This is a genomic window from Microbaculum marinum, from assembly GCF_037855135.1.
Lineage (GTDB): Bacteria > Pseudomonadota > Alphaproteobacteria > Rhizobiales > Tepidamorphaceae > Microbaculum > Microbaculum marinum.
Genome location: NZ_JAZHOF010000006.1, coordinates 291,220 through 315,842 on the forward strand (window position 1 = coordinate 291,220; position 24,623 = coordinate 315,842).

The 24,623-nt window shown below is 66.3% G+C and carries 27 protein-coding genes; 17 read left to right on the top strand and 10 right to left on the bottom strand.

Annotation, left to right across the window (positions count from 1 at the left end; all coding sequences use genetic code 11):
* Positions 1–240: 240 nt before the first annotated feature.
* Positions 241–2,136, top strand: coding sequence for a PhoX family protein (locus tag V3328_RS16130; RefSeq protein ID WP_340330713.1), 1,896 nt, complete (start codon positions 241–243; stop codon positions 2,134–2,136).
* Positions 2,137–2,191: 55 nt separating this feature from the next.
* On the opposite strand, the gene paaZ is transcribed toward V3328_RS16130, so the two are convergent.
* From paaZ to V3328_RS16155, 5 genes are all read right to left on the bottom strand, one after another.
* Complete coding sequence (gene paaZ, locus V3328_RS16135; RefSeq protein WP_340330714.1) at positions 2,192–4,216, bottom strand: phenylacetic acid degradation bifunctional protein PaaZ; 2,025 nt, start codon at positions 4,214–4,216, stop codon at positions 2,192–2,194.
* Positions 4,217–4,240: 24 nt separating this feature from the next.
* Positions 4,241–5,464, bottom strand: coding sequence for a cytochrome P450 (locus V3328_RS16140; protein ID WP_378759053.1), 1,224 nt, complete (start codon positions 5,462–5,464; stop codon positions 4,241–4,243).
* 7 nt (positions 5,465–5,471) lie between these two features.
* Positions 5,472–6,785, bottom strand: coding sequence for a TRAP transporter large permease (locus V3328_RS16145; RefSeq protein ID WP_340330715.1), 1,314 nt, complete (start codon positions 6,783–6,785; stop codon positions 5,472–5,474).
* A 3-nt stretch (positions 6,786–6,788) separates the two neighbouring features.
* On the bottom strand, positions 6,789–7,298 hold the full coding sequence (locus V3328_RS16150) for a TRAP transporter small permease (protein WP_340330716.1): 510 nt from the start codon (positions 7,296–7,298) through the stop codon (positions 6,789–6,791).
* A gap of 84 nt (positions 7,299–7,382) precedes the next feature.
* Positions 7,383–8,414, bottom strand: a complete 1,032-nt coding sequence (locus V3328_RS16155) for a TRAP transporter substrate-binding protein (protein WP_340330717.1) — start codon at positions 8,412–8,414, stop codon at positions 7,383–7,385.
* A 338-nt stretch (positions 8,415–8,752) separates the two neighbouring features.
* Between V3328_RS16155 and paaG the strand changes: the two genes are divergently transcribed.
* The 5 genes from paaG (at position 8,753) to V3328_RS16180 (ending at position 12,909) form a co-directional block, all read left to right on the top strand.
* Positions 8,753–9,544 carry a 2-(1,2-epoxy-1,2-dihydrophenyl)acetyl-CoA isomerase PaaG gene (paaG, locus tag V3328_RS16160; RefSeq protein WP_340330718.1) on the top strand — a complete coding sequence of 264 codons (792 nt, stop codon included), beginning with the start codon at positions 8,753–8,755 and terminating at the stop codon, positions 9,542–9,544.
* A gap of 11 nt (positions 9,545–9,555) precedes the next feature.
* Positions 9,556–10,002, top strand: a complete 447-nt coding sequence (paaI, locus tag V3328_RS16165) for a hydroxyphenylacetyl-CoA thioesterase PaaI (protein WP_340330719.1) — start codon at positions 9,556–9,558, stop codon at positions 10,000–10,002.
* A gap of 37 nt (positions 10,003–10,039) precedes the next feature.
* A complete protein-coding gene (paaK, locus tag V3328_RS16170) occupies positions 10,040–11,350 on the top strand; it encodes a phenylacetate--CoA ligase PaaK (RefSeq protein ID WP_340330720.1) in 1,311 nt (436 codons plus the stop codon).
* Between the two features lie 7 nt (positions 11,351–11,357).
* Entirely contained in the window at positions 11,358–11,954 is a 597-nt protein-coding gene (locus V3328_RS16175; RefSeq protein ID WP_340330721.1) for a TetR/AcrR family transcriptional regulator, read from the top strand.
* A 109-nt stretch (positions 11,955–12,063) separates the two neighbouring features.
* The gene (locus V3328_RS16180; RefSeq protein ID WP_340330722.1) at positions 12,064–12,909 is read left to right on the top strand and encodes a PaaX family transcriptional regulator; all 846 of its coding nucleotides are present in this window, start codon (positions 12,064–12,066) and stop codon (positions 12,907–12,909) included.
* Positions 12,910–12,919: 10 nt separating this feature from the next.
* Here V3328_RS16180 and V3328_RS16185 read toward each other — a convergent pair whose 3' ends face one another.
* On the bottom strand, positions 12,920–13,375 hold the full coding sequence (locus V3328_RS16185) for a PaaI family thioesterase (RefSeq protein WP_340330723.1): 456 nt from the start codon (positions 13,373–13,375) through the stop codon (positions 12,920–12,922).
* A gap of 87 nt (positions 13,376–13,462) precedes the next feature.
* Between V3328_RS16185 and paaA the strand changes: the two genes are divergently transcribed.
* The 5 genes from paaA (at position 13,463) to paaE (ending at position 17,264) form a co-directional block, all read left to right on the top strand.
* Positions 13,463–14,458, top strand: a complete 996-nt coding sequence (gene paaA, locus V3328_RS16190) for a 1,2-phenylacetyl-CoA epoxidase subunit PaaA (protein ID WP_340330724.1) — start codon at positions 13,463–13,465, stop codon at positions 14,456–14,458.
* Positions 14,459–14,610: 152 nt separating this feature from the next.
* Positions 14,611–14,895: a 1,2-phenylacetyl-CoA epoxidase subunit PaaB gene (paaB, locus tag V3328_RS16195; RefSeq protein ID WP_340330725.1), complete on the top strand. Its 285-nt coding sequence runs from the start codon at positions 14,611–14,613 to the stop codon at positions 14,893–14,895.
* Positions 14,895–15,668 carry a 1,2-phenylacetyl-CoA epoxidase subunit PaaC gene (gene paaC, locus V3328_RS16200; protein WP_340330726.1) on the top strand — a complete coding sequence of 258 codons (774 nt, stop codon included), beginning with the start codon at positions 14,895–14,897 and terminating at the stop codon, positions 15,666–15,668. The genes paaB and paaC overlap by 1 nt, the downstream gene beginning before the upstream one ends.
* A 4-nt stretch (positions 15,669–15,672) precedes the next feature.
* Positions 15,673–16,176, top strand: a complete 504-nt coding sequence (gene paaD, locus V3328_RS16205; protein ID WP_340330727.1) for a 1,2-phenylacetyl-CoA epoxidase subunit PaaD — start codon at positions 15,673–15,675, stop codon at positions 16,174–16,176.
* Between the two features lie 8 nt (positions 16,177–16,184).
* Entirely contained in the window at positions 16,185–17,264 is a 1,080-nt protein-coding gene (paaE, locus tag V3328_RS16210) for a 1,2-phenylacetyl-CoA epoxidase subunit PaaE (protein WP_340330728.1), read from the top strand.
* A gap of 4 nt (positions 17,265–17,268) precedes the next feature.
* Here the strand turns inward: paaE and V3328_RS16215 are convergent, their stop codons facing one another.
* Positions 17,269–17,769 (bottom strand): GlcG/HbpS family heme-binding protein, encoded by a 501-nt coding sequence (locus V3328_RS16215; RefSeq protein ID WP_340330729.1) that lies wholly within the window; start codon positions 17,767–17,769, stop codon positions 17,269–17,271.
* Between the two features lie 208 nt (positions 17,770–17,977).
* Between V3328_RS16215 and V3328_RS16220 the strand changes: the two genes are divergently transcribed.
* The 6 genes from V3328_RS16220 to soxB all read left to right on the top strand — a co-directional run bounded on the left by V3328_RS16220 (position 17,978) and on the right by soxB (position 22,781).
* Positions 17,978–18,601 carry a thioredoxin family protein gene (locus V3328_RS16220; RefSeq protein ID WP_340330730.1) on the top strand — a complete coding sequence of 208 codons (624 nt, stop codon included), beginning with the start codon at positions 17,978–17,980 and terminating at the stop codon, positions 18,599–18,601.
* Between the two features lie 147 nt (positions 18,602–18,748).
* Complete coding sequence (soxX, locus tag V3328_RS16225) at positions 18,749–19,207, top strand: sulfur oxidation c-type cytochrome SoxX (RefSeq protein ID WP_340330731.1); 459 nt, start codon at positions 18,749–18,751, stop codon at positions 19,205–19,207.
* 93 nt (positions 19,208–19,300) lie between these two features.
* Positions 19,301–19,756: a thiosulfate oxidation carrier protein SoxY gene (soxY, locus tag V3328_RS16230; protein ID WP_340330732.1), complete on the top strand. Its 456-nt coding sequence runs from the start codon at positions 19,301–19,303 to the stop codon at positions 19,754–19,756.
* 12 nt (positions 19,757–19,768) lie between these two features.
* Positions 19,769–20,095 (top strand): thiosulfate oxidation carrier complex protein SoxZ, encoded by a 327-nt coding sequence (soxZ, locus tag V3328_RS16235; protein WP_340330733.1) that lies wholly within the window; start codon positions 19,769–19,771, stop codon positions 20,093–20,095.
* Positions 20,096–20,144: 49 nt separating this feature from the next.
* Positions 20,145–20,999 (top strand): sulfur oxidation c-type cytochrome SoxA, encoded by an 855-nt coding sequence (gene soxA / locus V3328_RS16240; protein ID WP_378759055.1) that lies wholly within the window; start codon positions 20,145–20,147, stop codon positions 20,997–20,999.
* A 90-nt stretch (positions 21,000–21,089) separates the two neighbouring features.
* Positions 21,090–22,781: a thiosulfohydrolase SoxB gene (gene soxB / locus V3328_RS16245; RefSeq protein WP_340330734.1), complete on the top strand. Its 1,692-nt coding sequence runs from the start codon at positions 21,090–21,092 to the stop codon at positions 22,779–22,781.
* 19 nt (positions 22,782–22,800) lie between these two features.
* Here the strand turns inward: soxB and V3328_RS16250 are convergent, their stop codons facing one another.
* From V3328_RS16250 to msrB, 3 genes are all read right to left on the bottom strand, one after another.
* Positions 22,801–23,253, bottom strand: coding sequence for a DsrE family protein (locus V3328_RS16250; RefSeq protein ID WP_340330735.1), 453 nt, complete (start codon positions 23,251–23,253; stop codon positions 22,801–22,803).
* A 167-nt stretch (positions 23,254–23,420) separates the two neighbouring features.
* The gene (gene msrA, locus V3328_RS16255) at positions 23,421–24,023 is read right to left on the bottom strand and encodes a peptide-methionine (S)-S-oxide reductase MsrA (RefSeq protein WP_340330736.1); all 603 of its coding nucleotides are present in this window, start codon (positions 24,021–24,023) and stop codon (positions 23,421–23,423) included.
* Positions 24,024–24,066: 43 nt separating this feature from the next.
* Positions 24,067–24,552 carry a peptide-methionine (R)-S-oxide reductase MsrB gene (gene msrB / locus V3328_RS16260; RefSeq protein WP_340330737.1) on the bottom strand — a complete coding sequence of 162 codons (486 nt, stop codon included), beginning with the start codon at positions 24,550–24,552 and terminating at the stop codon, positions 24,067–24,069.
* Between the last annotated feature and the right edge of the window lie 71 nt (positions 24,553–24,623).

A 24,623-nucleotide genomic window follows, 5' to 3' on the forward strand; every position in this document is an offset into this window, starting at 1 on the left:
CTCCCGCAGATATACAGCGGCGGGAATAAAAGTGTCATCGAGTCGCTCTAAAGCCGTAGCGATGGAGAAGCGGTTTGCGAGCGTCTCCGCCGCACCGGGGGCACCCGGCGGCAAGGCCGCTCCACTCGGCTTCGTTCATTCGGCGATCAGGCCAGATCCGTAGGGCCGTGCATGGGCACGGTCTTCCCGGATCCTGTCTGCCTCTGCGCAAGCCACCAACTTACGAGCGGGAAGCCAGCCATGAACGAGATGACCAGGACTAAGCTGACGGCGGACGAGTGGGACGAGATCAATTTCCCGCGTCCCGAGGAGAATGAATTCGATCGCGTCGTGGAGCGTGCGCTGTCGCGTCGCGGCTTCCTCGGCGGAGTGCTCGCCTTCGGCTCGGGCGCGCTGGCCATGCGCGCCGGACTGCTGAGTTCCACCGCGGCGTTGGCCGAGGAGCCGTCGCGCTTTGCCTTCCAGCCGATCCCGGCTGCGACCGACAACACCGTACATGTGCCGGAGGGCTATACCTGGAAGCGGCTCGTCAGCTGGGGCGATCCGCTGTTTCCCGGTGTCGCCGAACTCGATCAGGAGTCCGGCGGCTCCGCCGATGACGCCGACAAGGTCTTCGGCGAGAATACCGACGGAATGGAATCCTTTCTGGTCGACGGCAGGCAGGTGATCGCCGTCAACCACGAATACACCAACAACGAGGTCAACCTGCCGCAGGCCGAAGGCGGCGTGCCGCGCGACGCCGGGGACGTGCTGAAGCTGCAGAACCTGCAGGGCGTCGCCGTCTTCGAGATCGAGGAGGGTCCGGACGGCTGGACGGTCGTCACCGACAGCCCGCTCAACCGACGCCTCACCCACAACTCGCCGATGAAGCTCTCCGGCCCGGCGGCCGGGCACGACCTGATGAAGACGGAGGCCGATCCGAGCGGCACCGAGAGCCTCGGCACGTTCAACAATTGCGGCTCGGGAAAGACCCCGTGGGGCACCTATCTGACCTGCGAGGAGAACTTCAACGGCTATTTCGGCGCCACGGAAGAACCGCAGCTCGACGAGACGGTCGCCGCCGGCTACGAGCGCTATGGCATCGCTGCCGAAGGCTGGGGCTACGACTACCACAAGTGGGACGCCCGCTTCGACACCTCGAAGCACCCCAACGAGCCGCACCGCGCCGGCTGGATCGTCGAGATCGATCCGTCCGATCCCGGCAGCACCCCGGTGAAGCGCACCGCCCTTGGCCGCTTCAAGCACGAGAATGCCGCCGCCACGCTCGCTCCCGACGGGCGGGTCGTCGTCTACATGGGCGACGACGAACGCGGCGAGTTCATCTACAGGTTCGTGTCGAGCGCGCCATACGTGCCCGGCGCCGACACCTCCCGGTTGCTCGACGAGGGCCAGCTCTATGTCGCCCGGTTCAACGACGACCTGACCGGAGAATGGGTGGCGCTGACACCCGAGGCGATCGGCATGTCCGACGCCGAGATTGCCATCTTCTCGCGCATGGCGGCCTCGCGGGTCGGCGCCACCACCATGGACCGTCCGGAATGGGTCGCCGTCAGTCCGGTCGCCATCGAGGCCTACTGCGCGCTGACCAACAACAAGAACCGGGGCGTCAAGACCAACGCCGGCGGCGACGAGCAGCCCGTCGGCGGCCCGAACCCGCGCGAGGCCAACGAATACGGCCAGATCGTGCGCTGGCGTCCGATGAACGACGACCACGCCGCCGACGGCTTCGAGTGGGATCTCTACGTCATGGCCGGCAATCCGACCGTGCACGACGACGACTATGCCGGCTCGAAGAACATCAACGAGGGCAACCTGTTCAATTCCCCCGACGGCATGGCGATCGACTCGACGGGAATCGTCTGGATCCAGACCGACGGCGACGATTCCAACGAGGAAGACTTCGCCGGGCACGGCAACAACCAGATGCTGGCGGGCGACCCGGTCTCGGGCCGGATCGAACGCTTCCTGACCGGCCCGAAGGGCAGCGAGGTGACCGGCATCTGCTGGTCGGCGGACAGGAAGACGATGTTCGTGGGCATCCAGCACCCCGACGCGCCGTTCCCCGACGGCGAGGGCAAGCTGCCGCGCTCCTCGATCATCGCGATCAAGCGCGACGACAACGCTCCGGTCGGCTGACCGGCGGGCCGGACATGCATAGAACGGGCGCGCCGGGTTCAGTGCGCCCGTCGTCTCACGCGTTCATGGTCAGGAGATCGTAGCTGGCCACCTGCTCGTCGTGCTGGTTGAACACGGCGACGTCCCAGCGCACCTCGCCATACTCGGCGTTGCGGCGGGTCTTCTGCTTCACCGTCAGGCGCACCCGGACCGTGTCGCCCGGGCTGACCGGCTTCTGGAAGCGCAGGTTGTCGAGGCCGTAATTGGCGAGCACCGGGCCCGGCGCAGGCTCGACGAACAGTCCCGCCGCGAAGCTCAGGATCAGGTAGCCGTGCGCCACCCGGCCCGGGAAGAACGGATTGGCGGCGGCAGCCTCCTCGTCCATATGCGCGTAGAACGTGTCGCCCGTGAACTCGGCGAAATGCTCGATGTCCTCAAGCGTGATCTCGCGGGCCGCCGTATGGATCGTCTCGCCGAGCCGGAGCCGGTCGAACGGGATCCGGAACGGATGCTCCGGCGCCTCTATTTCCGGCGCTCCGGGGACCCAGGCGTCGCCGATCGCCGACAGCACTGCCGGCGAGCCCTGCACGGCGGTGCGCTGCATGTAGTGCAGCACGCCGCGCACGCCGCCCAGTTCCTCGCCGCCGCCGGCGCGGCCGGGGCCGCCGTGCACCATGTGCGGCAGCGGCGAGCCGTGACCCGTCGCCTCCCTGGCCGAATCGCGGTCGGCGAAGTAGAGCCGGCCGTGCCAGGCGGCCGCGCCCAGCGCCACCGTCCGCGCCACCGCCGGGTCGTGGGTGAACACCGAGGCGACGAGGCTGCCTTGCCCCCGGTTGGCGAGATCGACGGCGTGGCCGAGATCGCGGTAGCCCATCACGGTCGCCACCGGACCGAACGCCTCCACGACATGGACGCTCGTCGCCGCGTCGGGATCGGGACAGTGAAACAGCATCGGCGGCAGGAACGCCCCCTTCTCCCGGTCGGCCCCCTCGACCTCGAAATCGTCGGGGTCGCCGAACACCCGCCGGCACTCCGTCGCGATGATCCCGGCCTTGGTCAGGACGTCGACGCGCTGTCCTGTGCTGGCCAGCGGACCCATGCGGGTCGCCTCGAGGGCGGGGTCGCCGACCGTGACAGAGGAAAGGCGTTGCGACAGCACATCGATGACAGCGTCCTGGCACTCCGATGGCACGATCATGCGCCGTATCGCCGTGCACTTCTGGCCGGCCTTCACCGTCATCTCGCGCGCCGCCTCGCGGATGAAAAGGTCGAATTCCGGCGTCCCCGGCTGCGCATCCGGCCCGAGGATCGAGGCGTTCAGGCTGTCCTGCTCGGCAACGAACCTCACCGACCTCTCGATCAGGCCCGACTTCGAGCGCAGCATCAGCGCGGTCTCCGCCGAACCGGTGAAGCTCACCACGTCCTGGGCGCCGAGGCGGTCCAGCAGGTCGCCCGTTCCACCCGTGACAAGCTGCACCGAACCCTCTGGAAACACACCGCTTTCGACGATCATCGCGAAGCATGCCTCGGTGAGGTAGCAGGTCGCGGTGGCCGGCTTGACGATCGCCGGAACGCCCGCCAGCAGCGTCGGCGCGAGCTTCTCCAGCATCCCCCAGACCGGGAAGTTGAACGCATTGATGTGGACCGCAAGTCCCTGAAGCGGCGTGCAGATATGCTGTCCCACAAAGGTACCGGAGCGCGACAGCGGCTCGATGCCGCCGTCGAGAAACACCTGGGAATCCGGCATTTCGCGCCGTCCCTTCGAGGAATACACGAACAGCGTCGCGATGCCGCCGTCGATATCGATCAGCGAATCCGCTTTCGTCGCCCCGGTCAGGAAGGACAGCGCATAGAGCTCCTCGCGCCGCTCGTTGAGGTACTGGGCCAGTTCCTTCAGCTTTCCGGCCCGTTCATGGAAGGTCATCCCCCGCAGCGCCGGCCCGCCGACGGTGCGGGCGTGCTCGGCCATCGCCGCGAAGTCGACCGCGCCGGAACCGGCTTCGGCGATCACTTCGCCGGTGACCGCGCTCATGATCGGACGGGCGTCGGCCGGCCCGATCCAGGCGCCGTTCGCGAAGCTGCGGATCTGCATGATCGTCATGGATTATCCTTTTGATTCAATCTGCTATGCAGACACGTCGACCGGCAGCGAGGTGAAGCCGCGGAACCGAACCCGGCCGCCACGCACCGGCTCGCCGGCCAGTTCGTAGCCGGGGAACCGCTCCAGGAACCGTCCGATCGCGATGCGTCCCTCCAGCCTCGCCAGCGACAGTCCGGCGCACAGGTGCGGGCCCCAGGCGAATGCGAGATGCTTGTTGGGGCTGCGGGAGACGTCGAGCCTGTCGGGATCGGGAAACTGCGCGGGATCCCGGTTCGCCGCCCCGATGCACAGCGTGATCGGCGTGCGCGGCGGCAGGATCTCCCCCGCCAGTTCGACCTCCTCGGTGGTGATCCGGTTGCCGAGCTGGTTGGAGCTCTCGAAGCGCAGGAACTCCTCGATCGCCGTCCTGATCAGCGCCGGATCCTCGATCAGCCGTCGGCGCTCGTCCGGCCATTGGGTCAGGATGTGCAGGCCGTTGCCGATGAGATTGGTGGTCGTCTCGTGCCCGGCATTGAGCAGGAATATGCAGTTCTGGACGAGTTCCGACGGCGTCAGCTGCTCACCGCCCTCTCCCTGCAGCAACCGGGTCAGGACGTCGATAGACGGATCGCCGGTATGTCGCCGCCGCTCCGCGATCAGGCCTTCGAGATAGTCCTGGAACTCGCTGACCGAACGGTTGCCGAGATCCTGCTGCTCCGGCGTAAGGACGGGTTCCAGCGCACCCAGGATCGCCAGCGACCATCCCCGCAGCGGGCCGCGGTCTTCGTGCGGGACGCGCAGGAGATTGCCGATGATCTCGACGGGAATGGCGGCGGCGAAGTCCTCGATGAGATCGGCGCGGCCCTTCTCGGCGATGCGGTCGGCCAGGTCGTCGACCAGGCGGATCAGGCCGGGCTCCATCTGGGCGATCGCCTTCGGCGTCAGCGCGCCGACGATGATCGAGCGCACGCGCGTGTGCAGCGGCGGGTCGTTGAAGACCAGGCTCGTCGTGTGATGTGTGTAGAGCGGACTGTCGCCGTATTTCGGCTTGAACTCGATCTTCTTGTCGGAAGAGAACCGCCTGGTATCCCGGTAGACCGTGACGAGGTCCGCGTAGCGCGACAGGAAGTACGAGCCGTCCTCGTAACGTTTGACCGGCGCATGTTCCAGCAGCGCCCGGTAGGTCGGATAGGGATCATCGCGAAAGGCCTGCGTGAGGTGGCGCGGATCGAACTCCTCGGCAAGCGCCTTCGGGTCGGATGCCATCATCGCCGCCTCACATGCTGTTGGGCAGGACGAGAACCAGCCAGGGCACCAGCACCATCAGCGCCAGCCGCAGGATGTCGACGATCCAGAACGGAGTGACACCCTTGAAGATGGTCGCCGTGGAGACGTCCTCGACGACGCCCTTCAGCACGAACACGTTGAGCCCGACCGGCGGGGTGATCAGGCTGATTTCCGTCACCACCACCACGATGATGCCGAACCACACCGGATCGAAGCCGAGGCTTACGACGAGCGGGAAGAAGATCGGCACCGTCAGCAGCAGCATCGACAGGCTCTCGAAGACGCAGCCGAGCACCAGGTAGACGACGAGGATGCACAGCATCACCAGCATCGGGCTGAAACCAGCCTGATCGACCAGCGCGAGCAGCGCCTCGGGAAGGCCGGCCAGGTTCACGAAATTGGAGAAGATCCAGGCGCCGATCAGCACGGCGAACAGGCTGGCGGTCGTGTAGGACGTCTCGATCAGCACTTCCTTGACGTCGGAGAACGACAGGCCCCCGCGAAACAGGGCGATGGCGAAGGCTCCCATCGCCCCCATTCCCGCGGCTTCCGTGGGAGAGAAAGTGAGATTGAGCGGCCAGACGTTGAACGCGCCGTAGAGGCCTCCGATCACCAGCACGAACAGCGCAAGCACCGCCCAGACGCCGCGCACCGCCTCGAACCGTTCCTTCCAGTCCATCCGTTCGCCCGCCGGACCTGCTGCCGGATTGCGGCCTACGGTGAACCGTACTGCCCCCAGATAGAACAGGATGCCGATCGCTCCCGGCACGATGCCGGCGATGAACAGGCTGCCGATGCTGGTTTCCGTCAGCAGTCCGTAGATCACCAGGATGACGCTCGGCGGGATCAGGATCCCCAGGGTGCCGCCGGCGGCGATCGAGGCCGTGGACAGGGAATCCGCGTAGCCGTAGCGGCGCATCTGCGGCATCGCCACCTTCGACATCGTCGCGGCCGTCGCCAACGAGGACCCGCAGATCGCCGAGAACCCGCCGCAGGCGACGATCGTCGCCATCGCCAGGCCGCCGCGGAAATGGCCGAGGAAGGCATACGAAACCCGGTAGAGCTCGCGGCTCAGCCCGCCCTTGTTGACGAACAGGCCCATCAGGATGAACAGGGGCACGACAGACAGGCCGTAGTCCTGCGCCGTATCGATCAGCAGCCGGCCGGACATCGAGACCGCGCCGCGGACACTCGTCTCGTAGGCGTATCCGGCCATGCCGACCACGCCCATCGCAAAGGCGATCGGCAGACGCAGCAGAACCAGGATCAGGACGGCGGCAAATCCGATCAGCGACTCGACCATGGCTCAGTCGACGTCCTTGTAGACGGTCCTGTCGGTGTGCAGCGCCGCCGGGCCGACCAGCTCGATCAGGCCCCTCAGGATCAGCACGACAACGGTGAGCGAGGTGAATATCGCAATGAAATATTCGATATAGAACTGCGGGATACCGAGGGATTCGGTGAGGTCACCGTAGTCCCTGGCCCGGGCCGCGAGGACGAAAGCCTGATTCGCCGGCCAGATCAGTATCACGCCGCAGACGATATCGACGGCCGCGTCGCGCAGCCGCTCGCCCCAGCCGCGGAAGAACGGATCCAGCAGATCGACGGAGATGTGGCCGCCGCGCGCCGAGATCACGGGCAGGGAGGCAAAGACGATGATCGCCATGCAGATCCGGGTCAACTCGGTCGCCGCCTCGATCGGACTGTCGAACGAACTGCGCAGCACGACATCGCAGAACGTCATCACCATCAGGAAGAACAGCGCGATCCCGGCCATCCAGGACGGCAGACCGGCGATCCGCTGTCCAAAAGCCACGAGGTGATCCGCCAGCGATCGCATCGACCTGCCCTTGAACCGGAGAAGGGCCCGGCGACGCGCGCCGCCGGGCCGGGTGCGATACTAGTTGCCGTAGGTCCTCATGGTCTCGGCAATGAAGTCGTGGGCGGCCTGCGCGTCGACGCCGGTCGCAGCGACCTCCTCGATCACCTTGGCGGTGACCTCGTCAGCGATCGGCTTGTAGGCGGCCTTGTCGGCGTCAGACGCCTCGACGATCTTATTTCCGGCGGTATCCATCGTGGCCTGGCGGCCTTCCGCGTCGATCTCGTCCCAGATCTGGCCGATTGCCCGGCTCAGGGGCTCCCCGAAAACGTTCTCCTCGAGCGCCTTCTGGACGTCGGGCGGCAGACTGTTGAAGGCGTCCTCGTTCATGATGAAGGCGAAGGAGCCGCGATAGAAGCCGCCGGGCATCTCGTATGTGTAGGGCGCGACCTCGGTGAGCTTGAAGCCCTTGCGGGACTCCATCGGCATGACGACGCCGTCGGCGGCCTTGGATGCGAGGGTCTCGTACACCTTCGGCGCCGGCACCTGGATGCCCGTCGCGCCGAGCGCCGTGCCGACGTCGCTGCCGACGCCGCCAGGCACACGCAGCTTCAGACCGTTGATCTGGTCGAGGCTCTCGACCGGATTGATCGTGTAGACCTGTGCAGGCCCATGCGTATGCAGCGCGATCAATTTCACGCCGCGATGCTCGTCGGCCTGCTGGAGGTACTTTTCGTAGGCCCGCCAGTCGGCGACGGACGCAGCTTCCGCGCTGCCCTCGTAGCCCGGCAGTTCGATCAGCTTCTGGGCGGTGAAGCGGCCGGGCTGATAGCCGTGGAAGATGATCGAGAGGTCGGCTGCGCCATCCTGGATCATGTCGAACTGGGCCGGCGGCGGCGCCAGGTTCAGCTTCAGGTCGGTGGTGACGCGGCCGTCGGTGGCCTGCTCGACCATCTCGGTGAATTTCGGCCACATCTTGGAATTGATGCCGTGGGTCGGCGGACCCCAGCTCGAGATCGTCAGCGTCGTGTCGGCGGCCGTTGCCGACATGGCTCCGATCGCGGTGGTCGCCGCAAATACGCTCGCAGCGGCAATTTTGCTCAAGGCTTTCATGCAAGTTCCTCCCAGTTGAACCCGTTCGGCGGTTTCATACCGCTCGATGCACGGTCGCTCGGCGCTCGTCCCCATCACCTCCGATCCGGCGTCCGGCCGCGCCATGGACAACCCAAAGTCACAGCCGCAGAATCGGGTCACGGTGATACCGGCAAGACACGTTTGTTGGCCTTGCGATTGCACGCATTATTGACCGACCGGTCGGTTTATGCAAGTGTCTTTCCGGCACGCGCATGATCGTTTCACATGCAACAAGTGTCAATGTTCAGGCCGCCGGGCGAGGCGGGATGTGACAGTGACGGGCCCTCAGGGTCCGATGCCTCTGGGAGGAGCGCACAGTGGGTGGAACGATACTAGTGGAGGATCGCGGCGGCTTAGCGGTCGTGACGCTCAATCGCCCGGAAAAGCTCAATTCCTTCAATGATGGAATGCATCTGGAACTGCGCGCCGCGCTCGACGGCATCGCCGCCGACGACAGCTGTCGCGCGGTGCTGCTGACCGGCGCCGGGCGGGGCTTCTGCGCGGGCCAGGACCTCGGCGACCGCGACCCCTCGGCGATGGACGGGCCGCCCGACCTCGGCGTGACGATCGAGACCTTCTACAACCCGCTGATCCGGCAGATCCGGGCGCTGCGCAAGCCGGTCGTCTGCGCCGTCAACGGCGTCGCGGCGGGCGCGGGCGTCAACATCGCGCTTGCCTGCGACATCGTCCTTGCGGCCGAGTCGGCGAAGTTCATCCAGGCCTTCGCCAGGCTCGGCCTCGTCCCCGACGCAGGCGGCACGTGGCAGCTCACCCGGCTGCTCGGCGAGGCGCGCGCCAAGGGGCTCGCATTGACGGCGCAGCCGCTGACGGCGGCGCAGGCGGAGGCATGGGGCCTGATCTGGAAGGCCGTTCCCGACGACCGGCTGATGGACGAAGCGACGACGCTGGCGGAGACCTTCGCCAAAGGCCCGACCGCCGGCTACGCCCTGATGAAGGAGGCCATCCAGGCCGCTCCGACCAACACGCTCGACCGGCACCTCGACCTCGAGCGCGACCTGCAGCGGCGCGCGGGCCGGACGCCCGACTACGCGGAAGGCGTTCGCGCCTTCCTCGAAAAGCGCGCCCCCAACTTCACCGGCCGCACGTGAGCGCGGCGGCGATGACAAGGTCCGCTTCGCAGATGACGCCAGACGAGCTCGCCCGGGCCTGCGCCGAGGCGATGTGGCAAAACGACGATGCATCGCGCGGCCTCGGCATGTCGCTCGACCACGTCGGGCCGGGTACCGCGACACTGTCGATGACCGTGGAGCAGCGGCACACCAACGGTCACGACATCTGCCACGGCGGCTTCATCTTCACGCTGGCGGATTCCGCCTTCGCATTCGCCTGCAACTCCTACAACAACATCGTCGTCGCCCAGCACAACTCGATCACCTTCGTGGCGCCCGGCAAGCTCGGCGACCGGCTGACGGCGGTGGCGCGGGAAGTGGCGCGGTTCGGGCGCTCCGGCATCTACGATGCCCGGGTGACCGACCAGAACGGCACCCTGATCGCGGAGTTCCGTGGCAACTCGCGCGCCATCAAGGGCACGCACATTCCGGATTGAGACCGATTCAAGAGAACAAGTCTGGCAGGAAACGACCATGAGGGACCTCACACCGAAACGCTCGGACCTGGACCCGATCGAGATTGCCTCCCGTGACGAGATCGCCGCCCTGCAGCTCGACCGGATGAAGTGGTCGCTGCGGCACGCCTACGAGAACGTGCCGTTCTACAGGGCGTCCTTCGACAAGGCCGGCGCACATCCTGACGACCTGAAGAGCCTGGCGGACCTGTCGAGGTTCCCGTTCACCACCAAATCCGACCTCCGCGACAACTATCCCTTCGGCATGTTCGCCGTGCCGCGCGAGAAGGTCGTCCGCATCCACGCCTCGTCCGGGACCACGGGCAAGCCGACCGTCGTCGGCTACACGGCGCAGGACGTCGACAACTGGGCGAGCCTGGTCGCCCGGTCGATGCGCGCCTCGGGCACGCGGCCCGGCGACATCGTCCACATCGCCTACGGCTACGGCCTGTTCACGGGAGGACTGGGCGCGCACTACGGAGCCGAGAAGCTCGGCTGCACGGTGGTGCCGGTCTCCGGCGGCATGACCGAACGGCAGATCACGCTGATCGAGGACTTCCGGCCGACCACCATCATGGTGACGCCCTCCTACATGCTGGCGATCCTCGACGTCTACCGGGCGATGGGCCTCGATCCCCGCAAGAGCCCGCTCGAGGTAGGCATATTCGGCGCCGAGCCGTGGACCAATGCGATGCGCGAGGAGGTCGAGCAGGCATTCGACATGCACGCCGTCGACATCTACGGCCTGTCGGAGGTCATGGGCCCCGGCGTCGCCAACGAGTGCGTGGAAACCAAGGACGGCCTGCACGTCTGGGAGGACCACTTCTACCCGGAAGTGATCGACCCGGAGACGGGCGAGCCGGTTGCCGAGGGTGAGCAGGGCGAACTGGTCTTCACGACGCTGACCAAGGAAGCGCTGCCGATCGTCCGGTATCGCACGCGCGACCTGACCCGCCTGCTGCCGGGCACGGCGCGATCGATGCGGCGGATGGAAAAGATCACCGGGCGGTCCGACGACATGATCATCCTGCGCGGCGTCAACGTGTTTCCGACGCAGATCGAGGAGCAGATCCTGAAGGTCGACGGCCTCAGCCCGCATTTCCAGATCGAGCTGACCCGGGCCGGCCGCATGGACTGCCTGACCGTTCACGTCGAGGCGCTGCCTGCGGCGGCCACGGCCGAGGCGAAAGCGGCGAGCGCCCGCGACCTCGTCCACCGCGTCAAGTCGGTCGTCGGCGTTTCCGTCGATGTCGACGTCACCGATCCCGGCGGCGTGGCGCGCAGCCAGGGCAAGGCAGTCCGCGTCGTCGACAACCGGCCGAAGGGCTGATCGGACGTTGGCCCGCACCCGCGCCAAGGACCACGACGAAAAACGCGCCGAAATCATGCGCGTCGCAGCGCGCACCTTCGCGGAGTCCGGCTATCACGGCGCCTCGATGAGCGCCCTTGCCAGGGCCTGCGGCGTCTCCAAGGCGCTTATCTACCACTACTACGACAGCAAGGAAGCGCTGCTTCTCGACATCATCGAGAGCCACCTCAACGACCTGATCGAGGCGGTCGAGGCGGCCGATCCCGGCGACGGCCCGCCCGACGTCAGGGTACGAGCGCTGGTCGGCGCCCTGCTCGACGCCTACAAGGACGCCGATGCCGAGCACAAGGTGCAGATCAACGCCATGTCGGCGCTGCCGGAGGACTACCAGTCGCGCCTGCGCGAACTGGAGCGCCAGCTCGTCTTGCTGTTTTCCGACGCGATCCGCGAGCTCAATCCCGCGCTGTTCGAGGGCAAGCCGCTCCTCAAGCCGGTGACCATGTCGCTGTTCGGCATGCTCAACTGGCTGTTCATGTGGTTCCGCGACCGCGGTCCGGTCAGCCGCGAGGAGTATGCCGAACTGGCGACGAACCTGCTCGTCAACGGGGTGCGTTCGCTCGACTGACCCCCGGAGCCTCGGCAATCTTGCCTTGCCCGCGCCATCCGTCCCATATGGCGCGATGCAAGGGGGCAACGATTCGGCCACGGCCGCGCTCGGCGCTCTGATCGCGCAGTTGAACGCAGCCAAGCGCCTGCGCGTGTGGTCGGTGGTCATCACGGTCTTCGGCGACGCGGTGATCCCGCGCGGCGGGATGATCGGCATGGCGGCGCTGCAGGACCTGACGACCCGCATGGGTGTCGCACCCGGCGCACTGCGCGCCGCGATGTCGCGCCTCGCCAAGGATGGCTGGGTGGTTCGGCTACGCCATGGGCGCCGCAGCTACTACCGCCTGTCGCGGGAGAGCGCGGCGACCTCGATTGCGGCGGGAGACCGCTTCTACGCCGCCGGTCCGCCCGGCTGGGACGGCTCGCTGGAAGTCGCGATCGCGCCCGAGGAGCCGGCAGGCGAACGGGATGCGCGCACCGCGACGATGGCCGGCGCCGGCTTCGTCAGGATCGGCAACGGCACCTACATCCGCCCCGGCAGGGTCGCCGACGCAGCCGCCATACCCAAGGACATGTTCGTGCTCGCAGCGGCCGCAGACGCGGTCCCGGACTGGGTGACCGGGTTCGTTTCCGACCCCGATGTCGCCCAGGGCTACACGTCGATCCTGGCCGACTTCGGATCGCTCGACGCGGCGCTTGCCAGAGGCAGCACGCTGTCGCCGCTCGATGCCGTGGTCGCCCGCACCTTGCTGATCCACGATTGGCGGCGGGTGGTGTTGCGCGACGCCGCCCTGCCGAACCGGCTGCGCCCTCGCGACTGGCCGGGCGAGGACGCGCGCTCTCTGGTCAAGCGGCTTTACCGGCGGCTCCTGGAGCCCAGCGAGCGCTGGCTCGACCAATGCGACGGGCGCCCGGATGCACCGCTGCCGAAACCCGGCGCGATGCTGGCGCAGCGGTTCGGAGGAGGCATCTGACGGCGGCGGGTCAATCTTCCAGATAGGCGAACGCGCAGGTCGCCGCAGCACCGACCTTGTCGCTTCCGGCCGGACGGAACTCCACGCGGGTGACGGCCATGCGCCGCCCGTTCGACAGGGCCTCCACACGGATCTCGACCTCGCCGTCAGGCAAGGGCCGCATGAAATGCACCGTCTGGTCGACGGTCGTGCAGGCCCGGAAACGGCCGTTCAGGCCGGACAGGGCGACAACCGAGGCCGTATCGGCGGCGGCTGAGACCGCCTGGCCGCAGATGACGCCGCCGCCTGCTCCGCCTGACCGTACGAAGCGAGCGCCGCCGGGCATGGTGAAGGTCGAGACGGAAGCACCGACCGACGCCACCTTCAGCCCCAGTTCCTGAACCCAAGGGGCGAAGACGTCCGCCAGCAGTTGCTGGCCCTCCCTGACCCCGAAGTCGTTCCCTCCCCGCGACGCGTCGGATCCCATCTCGCAGCTCCTCTTTTGTTACCGATTTGGTGTTGATTTTGAGAATCTCGTAACATATTATATCTGCGAGTCTTGGAGGAGACCATCATGTATTCTCAGGGCCTGATCGGCGCCGACGGCGCCACGCAGGAAGACGAAGCATTTCTCGAGGCTTTCCAGAAGCGCATCGACGCCGAGGAGAAGATCGAGCCCAACGATCCCATGCCCGGGGGCTACCGCAAGACGCTGGTGCGCCAGATCGGCCAGCATGCCCATTCCGAGATCGTCGGTATGCTGCCCGAAGGCAACTGGATCACGCGCGCGCCGACGCTGCGCCGCAAGGCCGCGCTGCTCGCCAAGGTGCAGGACGAGGGCGGCCACGGTCTCTATCTCTATGCCGCCGCCGAAACGCTCGGCGTCAGCCGCGAGCAGATGACCGAGGAACTGCTGTCCGGCAAGGCGAAGTACTCCTCCATCTTCAATTACCCGACGCCGTCCTGGGCGGACATCGGCACGATCGGCTGGCTGGTCGACGGCGCCGCGATCATGAACCAGATCCCGCTTTGCCGCTGCTCCTACGGGCCATACGCGCGGGCGATGATCCGTGTCTGCAAGGAGGAGAGCTTCCACCAGCGCCAGGGCTACGAGATCGTCATGACGCTTGCGAAAGGCTCGCCGGAGCAGAAGCAGATGGCGCAGGATTCGCTCGACCGCTGGTGGTGGCCGGCGCTGATGATGTTCGGCCCCTCAGACAAGGACAGCGCCCACAGTGAGCAGTCGATGGCCTGGAAGATCAAGCGCTTCACCAACGACGAGCTCCGCCAGCAGTTCATCGACGCGACCGTGCCCCAGGCGGAGTTCCTCGGCCTCAAGGTTCCCGATCCGGACTGCAGATGGAACAAGGAAACGGGACACTACGACCACGGCGAGATCGACTGGGACGAATTCTGGCGGGTCGTGAAGGGCGGCGGCAGGATGAATCGCGACCGGATCGCCGACCGGAAGAAGGCCTGGGACGACGGCGCCTGGGTGCGCGAGGCGGCGCTGGCCCACGCCGAGAAGCGCCGCGACCGGATGGAAGCGGCCCGGGTGGCGGCAGAGTAGGCTTCCTGTCCGCCGCTCATCCCCGCGAGAGCGGGGATCCAGTCGCGGCAACGCAAGGCCGGAGCTACCCGCGACGAACTTCCGCTTTCGCGGGAGTGGGCGGAGAGAAACGTCAGGCCCGTCGTTACGGCGGGCTATCGAAGGAGATACCGATGACAGCCCAAACCCCGCTCTGGGAGGTCTTCATACGGCCCCGCAACGGACTGGCCCACCGCCATTGCGGCTCGGTCCACGCCGCCGACGAGGTGCTTGCCCTGCAGGCGGCTCGCGACGTCTATACCCGCCGCGGCGAAGGCACGTCGATCTGGGTGGTGCGCTCCGACGCGATTACCGCTTCGGACCCGCTGCACAAGGACGAGAACTTCGAGCCGACGGCTTCGAAGATCTACCGGCACCCGACATTCTACGAGATCCCCGAGGAAGTGGGGAACATGTGATGGCCGGCCATTCTCCGGAGCTCCGCGAGGCCCTGTTCGAGCTGCTGCTGCGGCTCGGCGACGACTGCCTGATCCTCGGCCACCGCGTGAGCGAGTGGTGCGGCCACGCTCCGATGCTGGAGGAGGATCTCGCGCTCCCGAACATGGGGCTCGACCTCATCGGTCAGGCACGCTCCCTCTACACCTATGCCGGGGAAGTGGAAGGCAACGGCCGGACCGAGGACGATCTCGCCTACCTGCGCAACGACCGGCAGTACCGGAACCTGCTGCTCGTCGAGCGGCCGAACGGCGACTTCGCGCACACGATGCTGCGCCAGCTCTATTTCGCCGCGTTCATGGAGCCCTACTGGCGCGCGACGTGCGGCTCGAAGGACGAGACGCTGGCCGGAATCGCCGGCAAGGCTGTCAAGGAGATGGCGTATCACATCCGCCACGCCGGTCAGTGGGTCATCCGCATGGGCGACGGGACGCAGGGGAGCGCCCGGCGCATGAAGGACGCCGTCGAGGAACTCGGCCATTACGTCGACGAGATGTTCGGCACCGATGCGGTTACCGATGCCCTCGCGGCGGCGGGCATCGCGCCCGATCCCGCCGCACTGCGCCCGGACTGGGACCGCACCATCGAAATGGTCTTCTCGGAGGCGAACCTGAAGCAGCCGCAGATCGCCTACCCCCAGCGCGGCGGCCGCGACGGCCTGCATGGCGAAGATCTCGGACACCTTCTGGCCGAACTACAGTACATGCAGAGAACCTACCCGGGCCTGAACTGGTGATGTGATGGGCGTCGCCTCCTTCGACAGAGCGACTGAGCAGAAGCGGGCGTGGAACGCCGCCGCAGCCGTGCCGGATCCGGAGGTGCCCTGCGTCACCGTCGCCGATCTCGGCATGCTTCGCTCCGTTGAGATCGAGGACGACGTCGCCATCGCCAGGGTCTCTCCGACCTATTCGGGATGCCCGGCGACGCTGGCGATCGAGATGGCGATCGAGGTCGCGCTGCGCGAAGCAGGCTTCGAACCGCGCATCGAGCGGGTGCTGTCGCCGGCCTGGACCACCGACTGGATCACCGAAGAAGGTCGCGAGAAACTCCGCGATTTCGGCATCGCGCCGCCGGCCCAGGCGTCGAATTCCGTGCGCGCCCTGTTCGGGGAGACCGTCGTCGCCTGCCCGCATTGCGGCTCGACCGAGACAGAGAAGATCTCCGAGTTCGGCTCGACGGCCTGCAAGGCTCTCTACCGCTGCACCTCCTGCTCCGAGCCCTTCGACTACTTCAAATGCATATGAGCTGAACCATGCGCTTCGACTTCCATCCCCTGAACGTTCGCGCGGTCGACCGCCAGACGACGGACGCGGTGGCGATCTCCTTCGAGCTGCCGAAGGATGTCAACGGCGCGTTCAAGTTCCGTCCCGGCCAGTACGTGACGCTGCGCACAAGAATCGACGGCGAGGACGTGCGCCGCACCTATTCGATCTGCTCGCTGCCGGGCGAGGACTGCATACGCGTCGGCGTCAAGGTGCTGGAGGGCGGGCGCTTCTCGACCTTCGCGAACACGCATCTGAAGCCCGGCGACGTCATAGAGGTGATGGAGCCGGAAGGTCGCTTCGGCGTCGAGATCGGCGGCACGCACGATTACCTGCTGATCGCGGCAGGCTCCGGCATCACTCCGATGCTGTCGATCGCAGCGGCCGTTCTCTCCCACGAGCCTCACAGCCGGGTGACGCTCGTCTACGGCAACCGGACGTCGGATTCGATCATGTTCCTCGAGGAGCTCGAGGACCTCAAGGACGCATATCTCGACCGCTTCACCCTGATCACCCTGCTGAGCCGGGAGGCGCAGGATGTCGAGCTGCTCAATGGGCGCATCGACGAAGCGCGCCTGAAAGAACTCGCGGCGCGCGGGCTGATCGATCCGGCGGGTGCGGACGCGGTGATGATCTGCGGTCCGGGCGAGATGATCGATACCGTCTCCAGGACACTCGTCGACCTCGGCGTCGACGAGAAGTCGATCCTGGCCGAGCGCTTCGTGCCGGCCGACGGCCAGGCGCCGCGCACCCCGCCCTCGCCCGCGGCCAGAGCCGCGGCGACGGAGGGGGCGCATGTCGAGACCATTCTCGACGGCCGCCGGCTGGCGTTCGACATCACCGATCCGCAGATGAGCGTCATCGACGCCGGACTGGCGGCGGGTCTCGACCTGCCCTATTCCTGCAAGGGCGGCATGTGCTGCACCTGCCGGTGCAAGATCGTCGAGGGCGAAGCGGAAATGGCCGTCAACTACTCTCTGCAGCCCTGGGAGATCGAGGAAGGCTTCACGCTTGCCTGCCAGTCGAGGCCGACGACGAAGCGGCTGGTGCTGGATTTCGACGCGGTCTGACGCCTCAGAAGGCGATGTCGAACTCGATCGCCGCCAGGCCGGCCTCGGCGCAGGCGGCGTCCGCCGCACCGCCCGACGCACCGGAAACGCCGATCGCGCCCAGCAGGCTGCCGTCTCCCGCCTCGATCAGGACCCCACCGCCGAGCGGCAGGACGTCGTCTATCCCCCGCACCGCCCAGGCAGCGCCGGCTTCGGTCTGTTCGCCGAGCGAGATCGTGTCCGTCCGGAAGCTGACCGCGGTCCACGCCTTGCGGCGCGCCGTCTCGGGGGTATGCGGACCGGCAAACCGGTCTCGCAGGACGACCTGGGTGACGCCCGACCGGTCGACCACCGCAATCGCGGTCTGGTAGCCCTCGTCCCGGCAGGATTGCATCGCCGCTTGGGCGGCGGTCAGCGCGGCGTCGAGCGACAACAGCTTCACCGTGTAGACGGCGTCGCTGTCCTGGGCTGCCGACGGCGAGGCCAGACCGGCGGCGAGGGCGATGCACAGGGCCAGTCTCTTCATGCGTCTCCCTCATGTCGCGGCGAGGCCCCCGGAGGGACACTGTCATCGAGCCTTGTAGCACATCGGACCGGATTTGCGACAGTCGGGCCCGGGGACCTGCCGCCGGCGCACTCCGCGACTGCGCCGGCATTTGCCCTGGCTGTCCTTTGCACGGTACTGCCTTATTTGTGGTTCCAGCCCTGACATGGGCCGTATGGAGGAGACCGGAATGGGAGTTGCGCGAGACCTCGGCGTCGCCGGCGGGCCGGCAGTACGTGTGATTGCGGGCCTCCTGGCCGCAGGCCTGCTGCTGGCATTGCCGGCGGCCGCCTCGGAAATCGGCGATGACGGTCTCCACAAGGAGGACTGGTTCTCGCTGACCTTCAAGGACGTCGCAGAGGATCTCGAATCCGCGAGGTCGCAGGGCAAGCGGCTCGCCATCATCTTCGAACAGCGCGGCTGCATCTACTGCGCCAAGGTGCACGAGGAGGTCTTCTCCGATCCGCAGGTGCGCGACTACATCAAGCAGCACTACGAGGTGGTCCAGTACGACCTCCACGGCGCCGCGGAGGTGACGGACCTGGACGGCGAGGTGCTGACCGAGAAGCAGGCCGCTCGGAAATGGGGCGTGATCTTCACGCCTACGGTGATCTTCCTGCCCGAAGAGGCCAACGCGGGCGAAAGCGTCGGCCAGGCCGCCGTCTCGGTGATGCCGGGCGCCTTCGGCAGGCATACCTCGCTGCACATGTACGAGTGGGTCGCCGAGAAGGGCTACGAGGGAGACGAGCACTTCCAGAACTACCATGCCCGGCGCCTGCGCGAAGACGGCATCATCGGACCGAATGCGGAATAGTTCGGGGTGCCAAGGGTAATATTCAAACAACGGAATTTGTATGCGGCCGGCGAACCGGGTCAAAATAGGAATTCGCCTACCGGATCGCCGCGGGCTGCGGTAGACGGCAAGCCGCTGCAAGCGGAAACTACGAGGGGAAGGAACGCCATGCCACCGCGAATCGGGTGTCTGGCGGTCGTGGGGCTACTGTTCGGCGTATCGATCGCGTCGGCGGAAGTAGTGAAGCCGACCGCCGTTGTCTTCGAGGACATGACCGTCCGGACGCCCCTGACGGGCGAGCCGGGTGATCCGGCGAAGGGACGCGTCATCTTCGCCGACCGCAAGCTGGGCAACTGCCTGGCCTGCCACGCCAACGCCGATCAGGCCGAGCTTTTCCATGGCGAAGTCGGCCCCCCGCTGGACGGCGTCGCGGACCGCTACGAGCCCGAGATGCTGCGCGCAATCGTGGTCAATCCGAAGGAGATCTTCGGCGACCAGACCGTGATGCCGGCATTCTACCGTATCATCGAGGGCCAGCGGATCGCCGAGGCGTACAAGGGCAAGACGATCCTGTCCGCCGAGCAGGTCGAGGACGTCGTCGCCTACCTGTCGACGCTGAAGGAATAGGCACTAGATCAGGCCACGAAGAAGCTCCCGGCGCGAACGCCGAAGGTCGCCAACGCACCGACCAGGGCTTGATCACCTACGAGGAGAATTGAAATGAGCCTGACGAGGCGAGAGACACTGGTTCTGGGCGGAGGGGCACTGGCCCTTGCAACAGTCGGCTTGCAGCCGATGCCGGCCCTGGCGGCGGCCGCGGACGCCCAGGCGCTGATCATGGAGTTCACAGGCGGCAAGGAGCCGCAGAGCGGGCGCATTACCCTGACTGCGCCGGAAATCGCGGAAAACGGCAATACCGTCCCCGTTTCGGTATCCGTCGAAAGCCCGATGACCGATGACGACTATGTCGAGGCGGTGATGCTCGTCGCCGAGGAAAATCCGAACCCGGACGTCGCGACCTTCAGGTTCACTCCGATGAGCGGGTCGGCGGAAGCCGCGACGCGCATGCGGCTCGCCAAGACGCAGAACGTCATGGCGGTGGCGAGGATGAAGGACGGCTCGGTTTTCATGGACAAGCACGAGGTCAAGGTGACCATCGGCGGTTGCGGCGGCTGAGGAGGCGATCAGATGGCAGAGTCCAAACCCCGGGTGAAAGTCCCGAAGACGGCCGCGAAGGGCGAGGTGATCACGATCAAGACGCTGATCAACCACACCATGGAATCGGGCCAGCGCAAGGACAGCGACGGCAATCCGATCCCCCGGCAGATCATCAACATGTTCACTGCCGAGTTCAACGGCAGCAAGGTGTTCGAGGCGGAGATCGAACCCGCGATTTCGGCCAATCCGTATTTCGAGTTCACCATGCGTGTGCCCGAGAGCGGAACCATCAGGTTCACGTGGGTCGACGATGACGGCTCGGTCTACTCCGAGGAGCAGGCGATAGAAGTGAACTGACGCAAATCGTTCGTCGCAGCGACAGCGTCGCGCCTTGGGAGGAGACGTCTTGAATATCAGAACCATAGCAACGGGCGTTGCCGGCCTGGCCCTGGCCGGGGCCATCGCCGCATCCGCGGAGCCGGCCCTGGAGGAGACCCTGGAGATCGACGGTCAGGAGATGATCACCCAGGCACCCGCCCCGGAAGGGCATCCGTTCGACACGGTGATCTCGGGCTGGCACTACCGCACGCCTGAAACCCGCGCGCTGGAGACCGATACGTTCGTCAATCCGGCGATGCTCTATGTCGAGCGCGGCGAGGAGATCTGGAACACGGTCGAAGGCACGGCCGGAAAGTCCTGCGCCTCATGTCATGGCGATGCCGCCGAAAGCATGAAGGGCGTCGGTGCCAGCATGCCGAAATGGAACGCCAAGGCGGGCAAGCCCTACAACATGGACCTCCAGATAAACGACTGCCGCGTCGAGCAGATGGGTGCGGAACCCTATGCTTTCGACGCCGCCGACCAGAAGGCGCTGGTCGCCTTCGTCAAGCATCAGTCGCTCGGAATGCCCGTCGGGCTCGACCTGACCGAGGGCGAGATGCGGAAGTGGTGGGAGCAGGGCAAGGAGATCTACTACACGCGCTTCGGCCAGTTGGACCTGTCCTGCGCCTCCTGCCACGAACAACACAACGGCCGGCACATACGGGCCGACCATCTCAGTCAGGGACAGGTCAACGGTTTCCCGACCTACCGCCTCAAGCAGGCCGATCTCGTCTCCGTCCAGAACAGGTTCAAGGGCTGCGTCCGCGACACGCGCGCCGTGCCGTTCGAGCCGCTCGGCGACGAGGCGATGGCCCTGGAAACCTACGTCACCTGGCGCGGCACGGGCCTCTCCGTCGAAACCCCGGCGGTTCGCCAATAGGCGGCGCCCAGGCGCGGCGGCCGCACGAACCGCCGCGCTGCCGGGACGGGCGCAGGGGGCCGGCGTGGGCTGACATCGGGACCAGTTTGCATGACGTCACGGCGTGAGTTCCTGCAGGCATCGGTCGCCGCCGCCGCGATCCTCGGCACGGGCTCGGGACTGCCGCTGTCCCGCCTCGCCGCCCAGCAGGGGCTGACCGAGGAAGACCTCCTCGGCCTGTCGCCGTTCGGCAACGTGACGCTGCTGCACCTGACCGACATCCACGCGCAGCTCGTCCCGGTGTATTTCCGCGAGCCCTCCGTCAATATCGGCGTCGGCGACATGGCCGGTGTGCCCCCGCACGTCACGGGAGCGGACTTTCTGAAGCTCTACAATATCGCGCCGGGGTCGCCGGCGGCCTACGCGCTGACCTCGGTGGATTTCACCGCGCTCGCCCGCGAATACGGCCGCATGGGCGGCATCGACCGCATCGCCACGATCGTCAACAGGATCCGGGCGGAGCGGCCGGACGCAACGCTGCTGCTGGACGGCGGCGACACATGGCAGGGCAGCTACACCGCGTTGCGGACCCTCGGCGACGACATGGTACAGGCCATGAACGCGCTTGGCCCCGACGCCATGACCGGCCACTGGGAATTCACATACGGGACCGACCGCGTCACAGAACTGGTCGAATCCCTGCCCTACCCGTTCCTCGGCTCCAACATCTTCGACAACGAGTGGGAAGAACCCGCATTCGAAGGTATGCGCATGTTCGAACGCGGCGGCGTCGGCATCGCCGTGATAGGCCAGGCCTTTCCCTATACGCCGATAGCCAATCCCCGGTGGCTGATTCCCAACTGGTCCTTCGGCATCCGCGAGGAGGAAATCGCCCGCCATGTCGAGGAGGCCCGGGCCGGGGGCGCCGATGTGGTGGTGCTGCTGTCGCACAACGGCTTCGACGTCGACCGCAAGCTCGCCGGGCGCATTCCGGGCATCGACGTGATTCTGACCGGCCATACGCACGATGCGCTGCCGGAGCCGGTCAGGGTCGGCGACACGCTGCTGATTGCAAGCGGATCGAACGGCAAGTTCGTGTCGCGCCTCGACCTCGACGTTTCCGGCGGCTCCGTGCGCGACTTCAGGTATCGGCTGATCCCGGTGTTCTCCGACGTCATTTCACCGGATCCCGACATGGCTGCGCTGATCGAGTCGGTGCGCGCACCATTTTCCGAGGAACTGGCCAGAGAACTCGGCGTCACAGACACGCTCCTCTACCGGCGGGGCAACTTCAACGGGACGTGGGACGACCTGATCTGCGACGCGTTGATGGAGGTTCGCGAGGCCGATATCTCCCTGTCGCCGGGATTCCGATGGGGAACGGCGCTGTTGCCGGGTCAGACGATCACGGTGGAGGACCTGCACGCCGCCTGCGCCATGACCTATCCCGAGGCCTACCGCTCGCAGATGACCGGCGCCCTGCTCAAGGACATCCTCGAGGACGTCGCCGACAATCTGTTCAACCCGGATCCGTACTACCAGCAGGGCGGCGACATGGTCCGGGTGGGCGGCATGGGTTACCGGATCGACATAACCGAGAAGATCGGCAGCCGGATATCCGACATGACCCTGCTGAAGACCGGCGAAGCGATCGAGCCCGACGGGACCTACGTGGTCGCCGGGTGGGCCTCGGTGAACGAAGATGTCGAAGGACCGCCCGTCTGGGAGGTGGTCGAAGAGTATCTCGGCACGCACCGCACTGTGCGGCTCGCGCCCAACCGCTCCGTCATCGTCGAGGAGTGACCTTCGCCGACGGCGTTCGCTACGGCCGGACGATCGTCCAGCCGGCCTCGTCCAGTTCGATCAGCGTCACGACGCCGGCGGTTACGATTTCGGCCATCTCGACGATCGGAGGCGCCTTGCCGTCCTTTCGCGCGATCGCCTGGATTGTGTTGTCGCAGGCCAGGAACTCGACATTCGGCATGCTCTGCTCGAAGCTGGTGAGCCGATCGCGGACCGGGGAAATGTCCTCGCGCAGCATGGTGAGGCCGGCATTGAAGGCGACGATCTTGATCTGCACTTCCTCGCCGATTTCCGAGTAGTAGCGCGACACGTTGGCGGCGACGTTCAGGACCGCCGTCATCTTCTGCGGATCCTCGTCGCTGATCTGGAGCGCCAACTTGTGCTGTCCGTCCGCAGCAAATGCGGTGACCGGAAAGGCAAGCAGCGCGAATGCCACCAGGGCAACCAGGTTTGCCGCGACTGGTCGTGTCATCGTTTCCTCCAGAACTCCGGGCGTCCTCATACCCGCCCCATATAGGGCAGATCTCGGGTGGAGGCACCTCGTTGTCTCGATGCGGCGGACAGAATGGCGACGAAAATGCGCCGCCACGACGGTCCGTCAGTGGCGTTGAACTGCGACTGGACCGCTGGTGGATCCGGCTAGCCCCAAACCGCCTTGAGCCGGGCATCGCGTCCACAGCGGCTCCGGTAGAAGCGGTACTTCACGGCATTCGTCCGATAGTAGTTCTGATGATAGTCCTCGGCCGGGTAGAAAGTCGCCGCGCCGCGCACTTGTGTCGCGATGCTGCGGCCGAACTTCTGCTCGAGCGCCTCCTTGGACGCCTGCGCGGCCCTCTTCTGGTCTCCGGAGGCGAAGATCGCGCTGAGGTACTGGCTGCCCCGATCACAGAACTGGCCGCCGCCGTCGAACGGGTCGACATTGTGCCAGAAGGTATCGAGCAGCTTCTCGTAGGAGACCCGGTTCGGGTCGTAGACCACCTTCACGACCTCGAGATGCCCGGTGCCGCCGGCCGAAACCTGCCGGTAGGTTGGATTGGCGACCCTGCCGCCGGCATATCCGGACGTGGTGGAGATCACCCCGGGGATCTTGTCGAAGGGCGCCTCCATGCACCAGAAGCATCCACCCGCGAACACCGCGGTCGCCTCGGCAGCCCTGGCGGCCGGCACGTAGCCGACCGGCACCGTGACGCTCAGGATCGCGGCAGCGAGCAGGCTCTTCACGAGTGTGCGGCGTTTGATCATGTCGGGTCCTCTTCGGTCCGCCGCCTGGCGGAATGTTCGGCGATCAGGCCGCCTGGAACGTCATCGCAATGCCGTTCATGCAGTAGCGCTTGCCGGTCGGTGCGGGTCCGTCGTCGAAGACATGGCCCAGATGACCGCCACAGTTGCTGCAGTGAACCTCCGTGCGGGTTCCGAATATCCCGGGATCGGGCTTGGTACCCACCGCACCTGGCAAAGGCGCGTAGAAGCTCGGCCAACCGGTGCCGCTGTCGTACTTGGTCTTCGAGGCGAACAAAGCCTGGTCGCAGCCGGCGCAATGGAACGTGCCTGCGCGCTTTTCGTGGTCCAGCGGGCTCGAACCGGCGCGCTCGGTGCCTTCCTCGCGCAGTACGCGATACTGCGCCGGCGTCAGCAGCTTCCGCCACTCGGCATCGGTCTTCGAATAGGGAAACGCGGCGTTGGCGGTACGGACACCGGTCAGACTGGAGAGTGCGCCCAGCGACACGACCGCCCCCAGGGACACACCGGCGAACTGGCGTCTGGTGAGCATGGAGATCCTCCTGTGTTGGGCAGAACATAGGCATTCGAGCCCGAACACACAGGCAACAAAGCGCTCGCAGC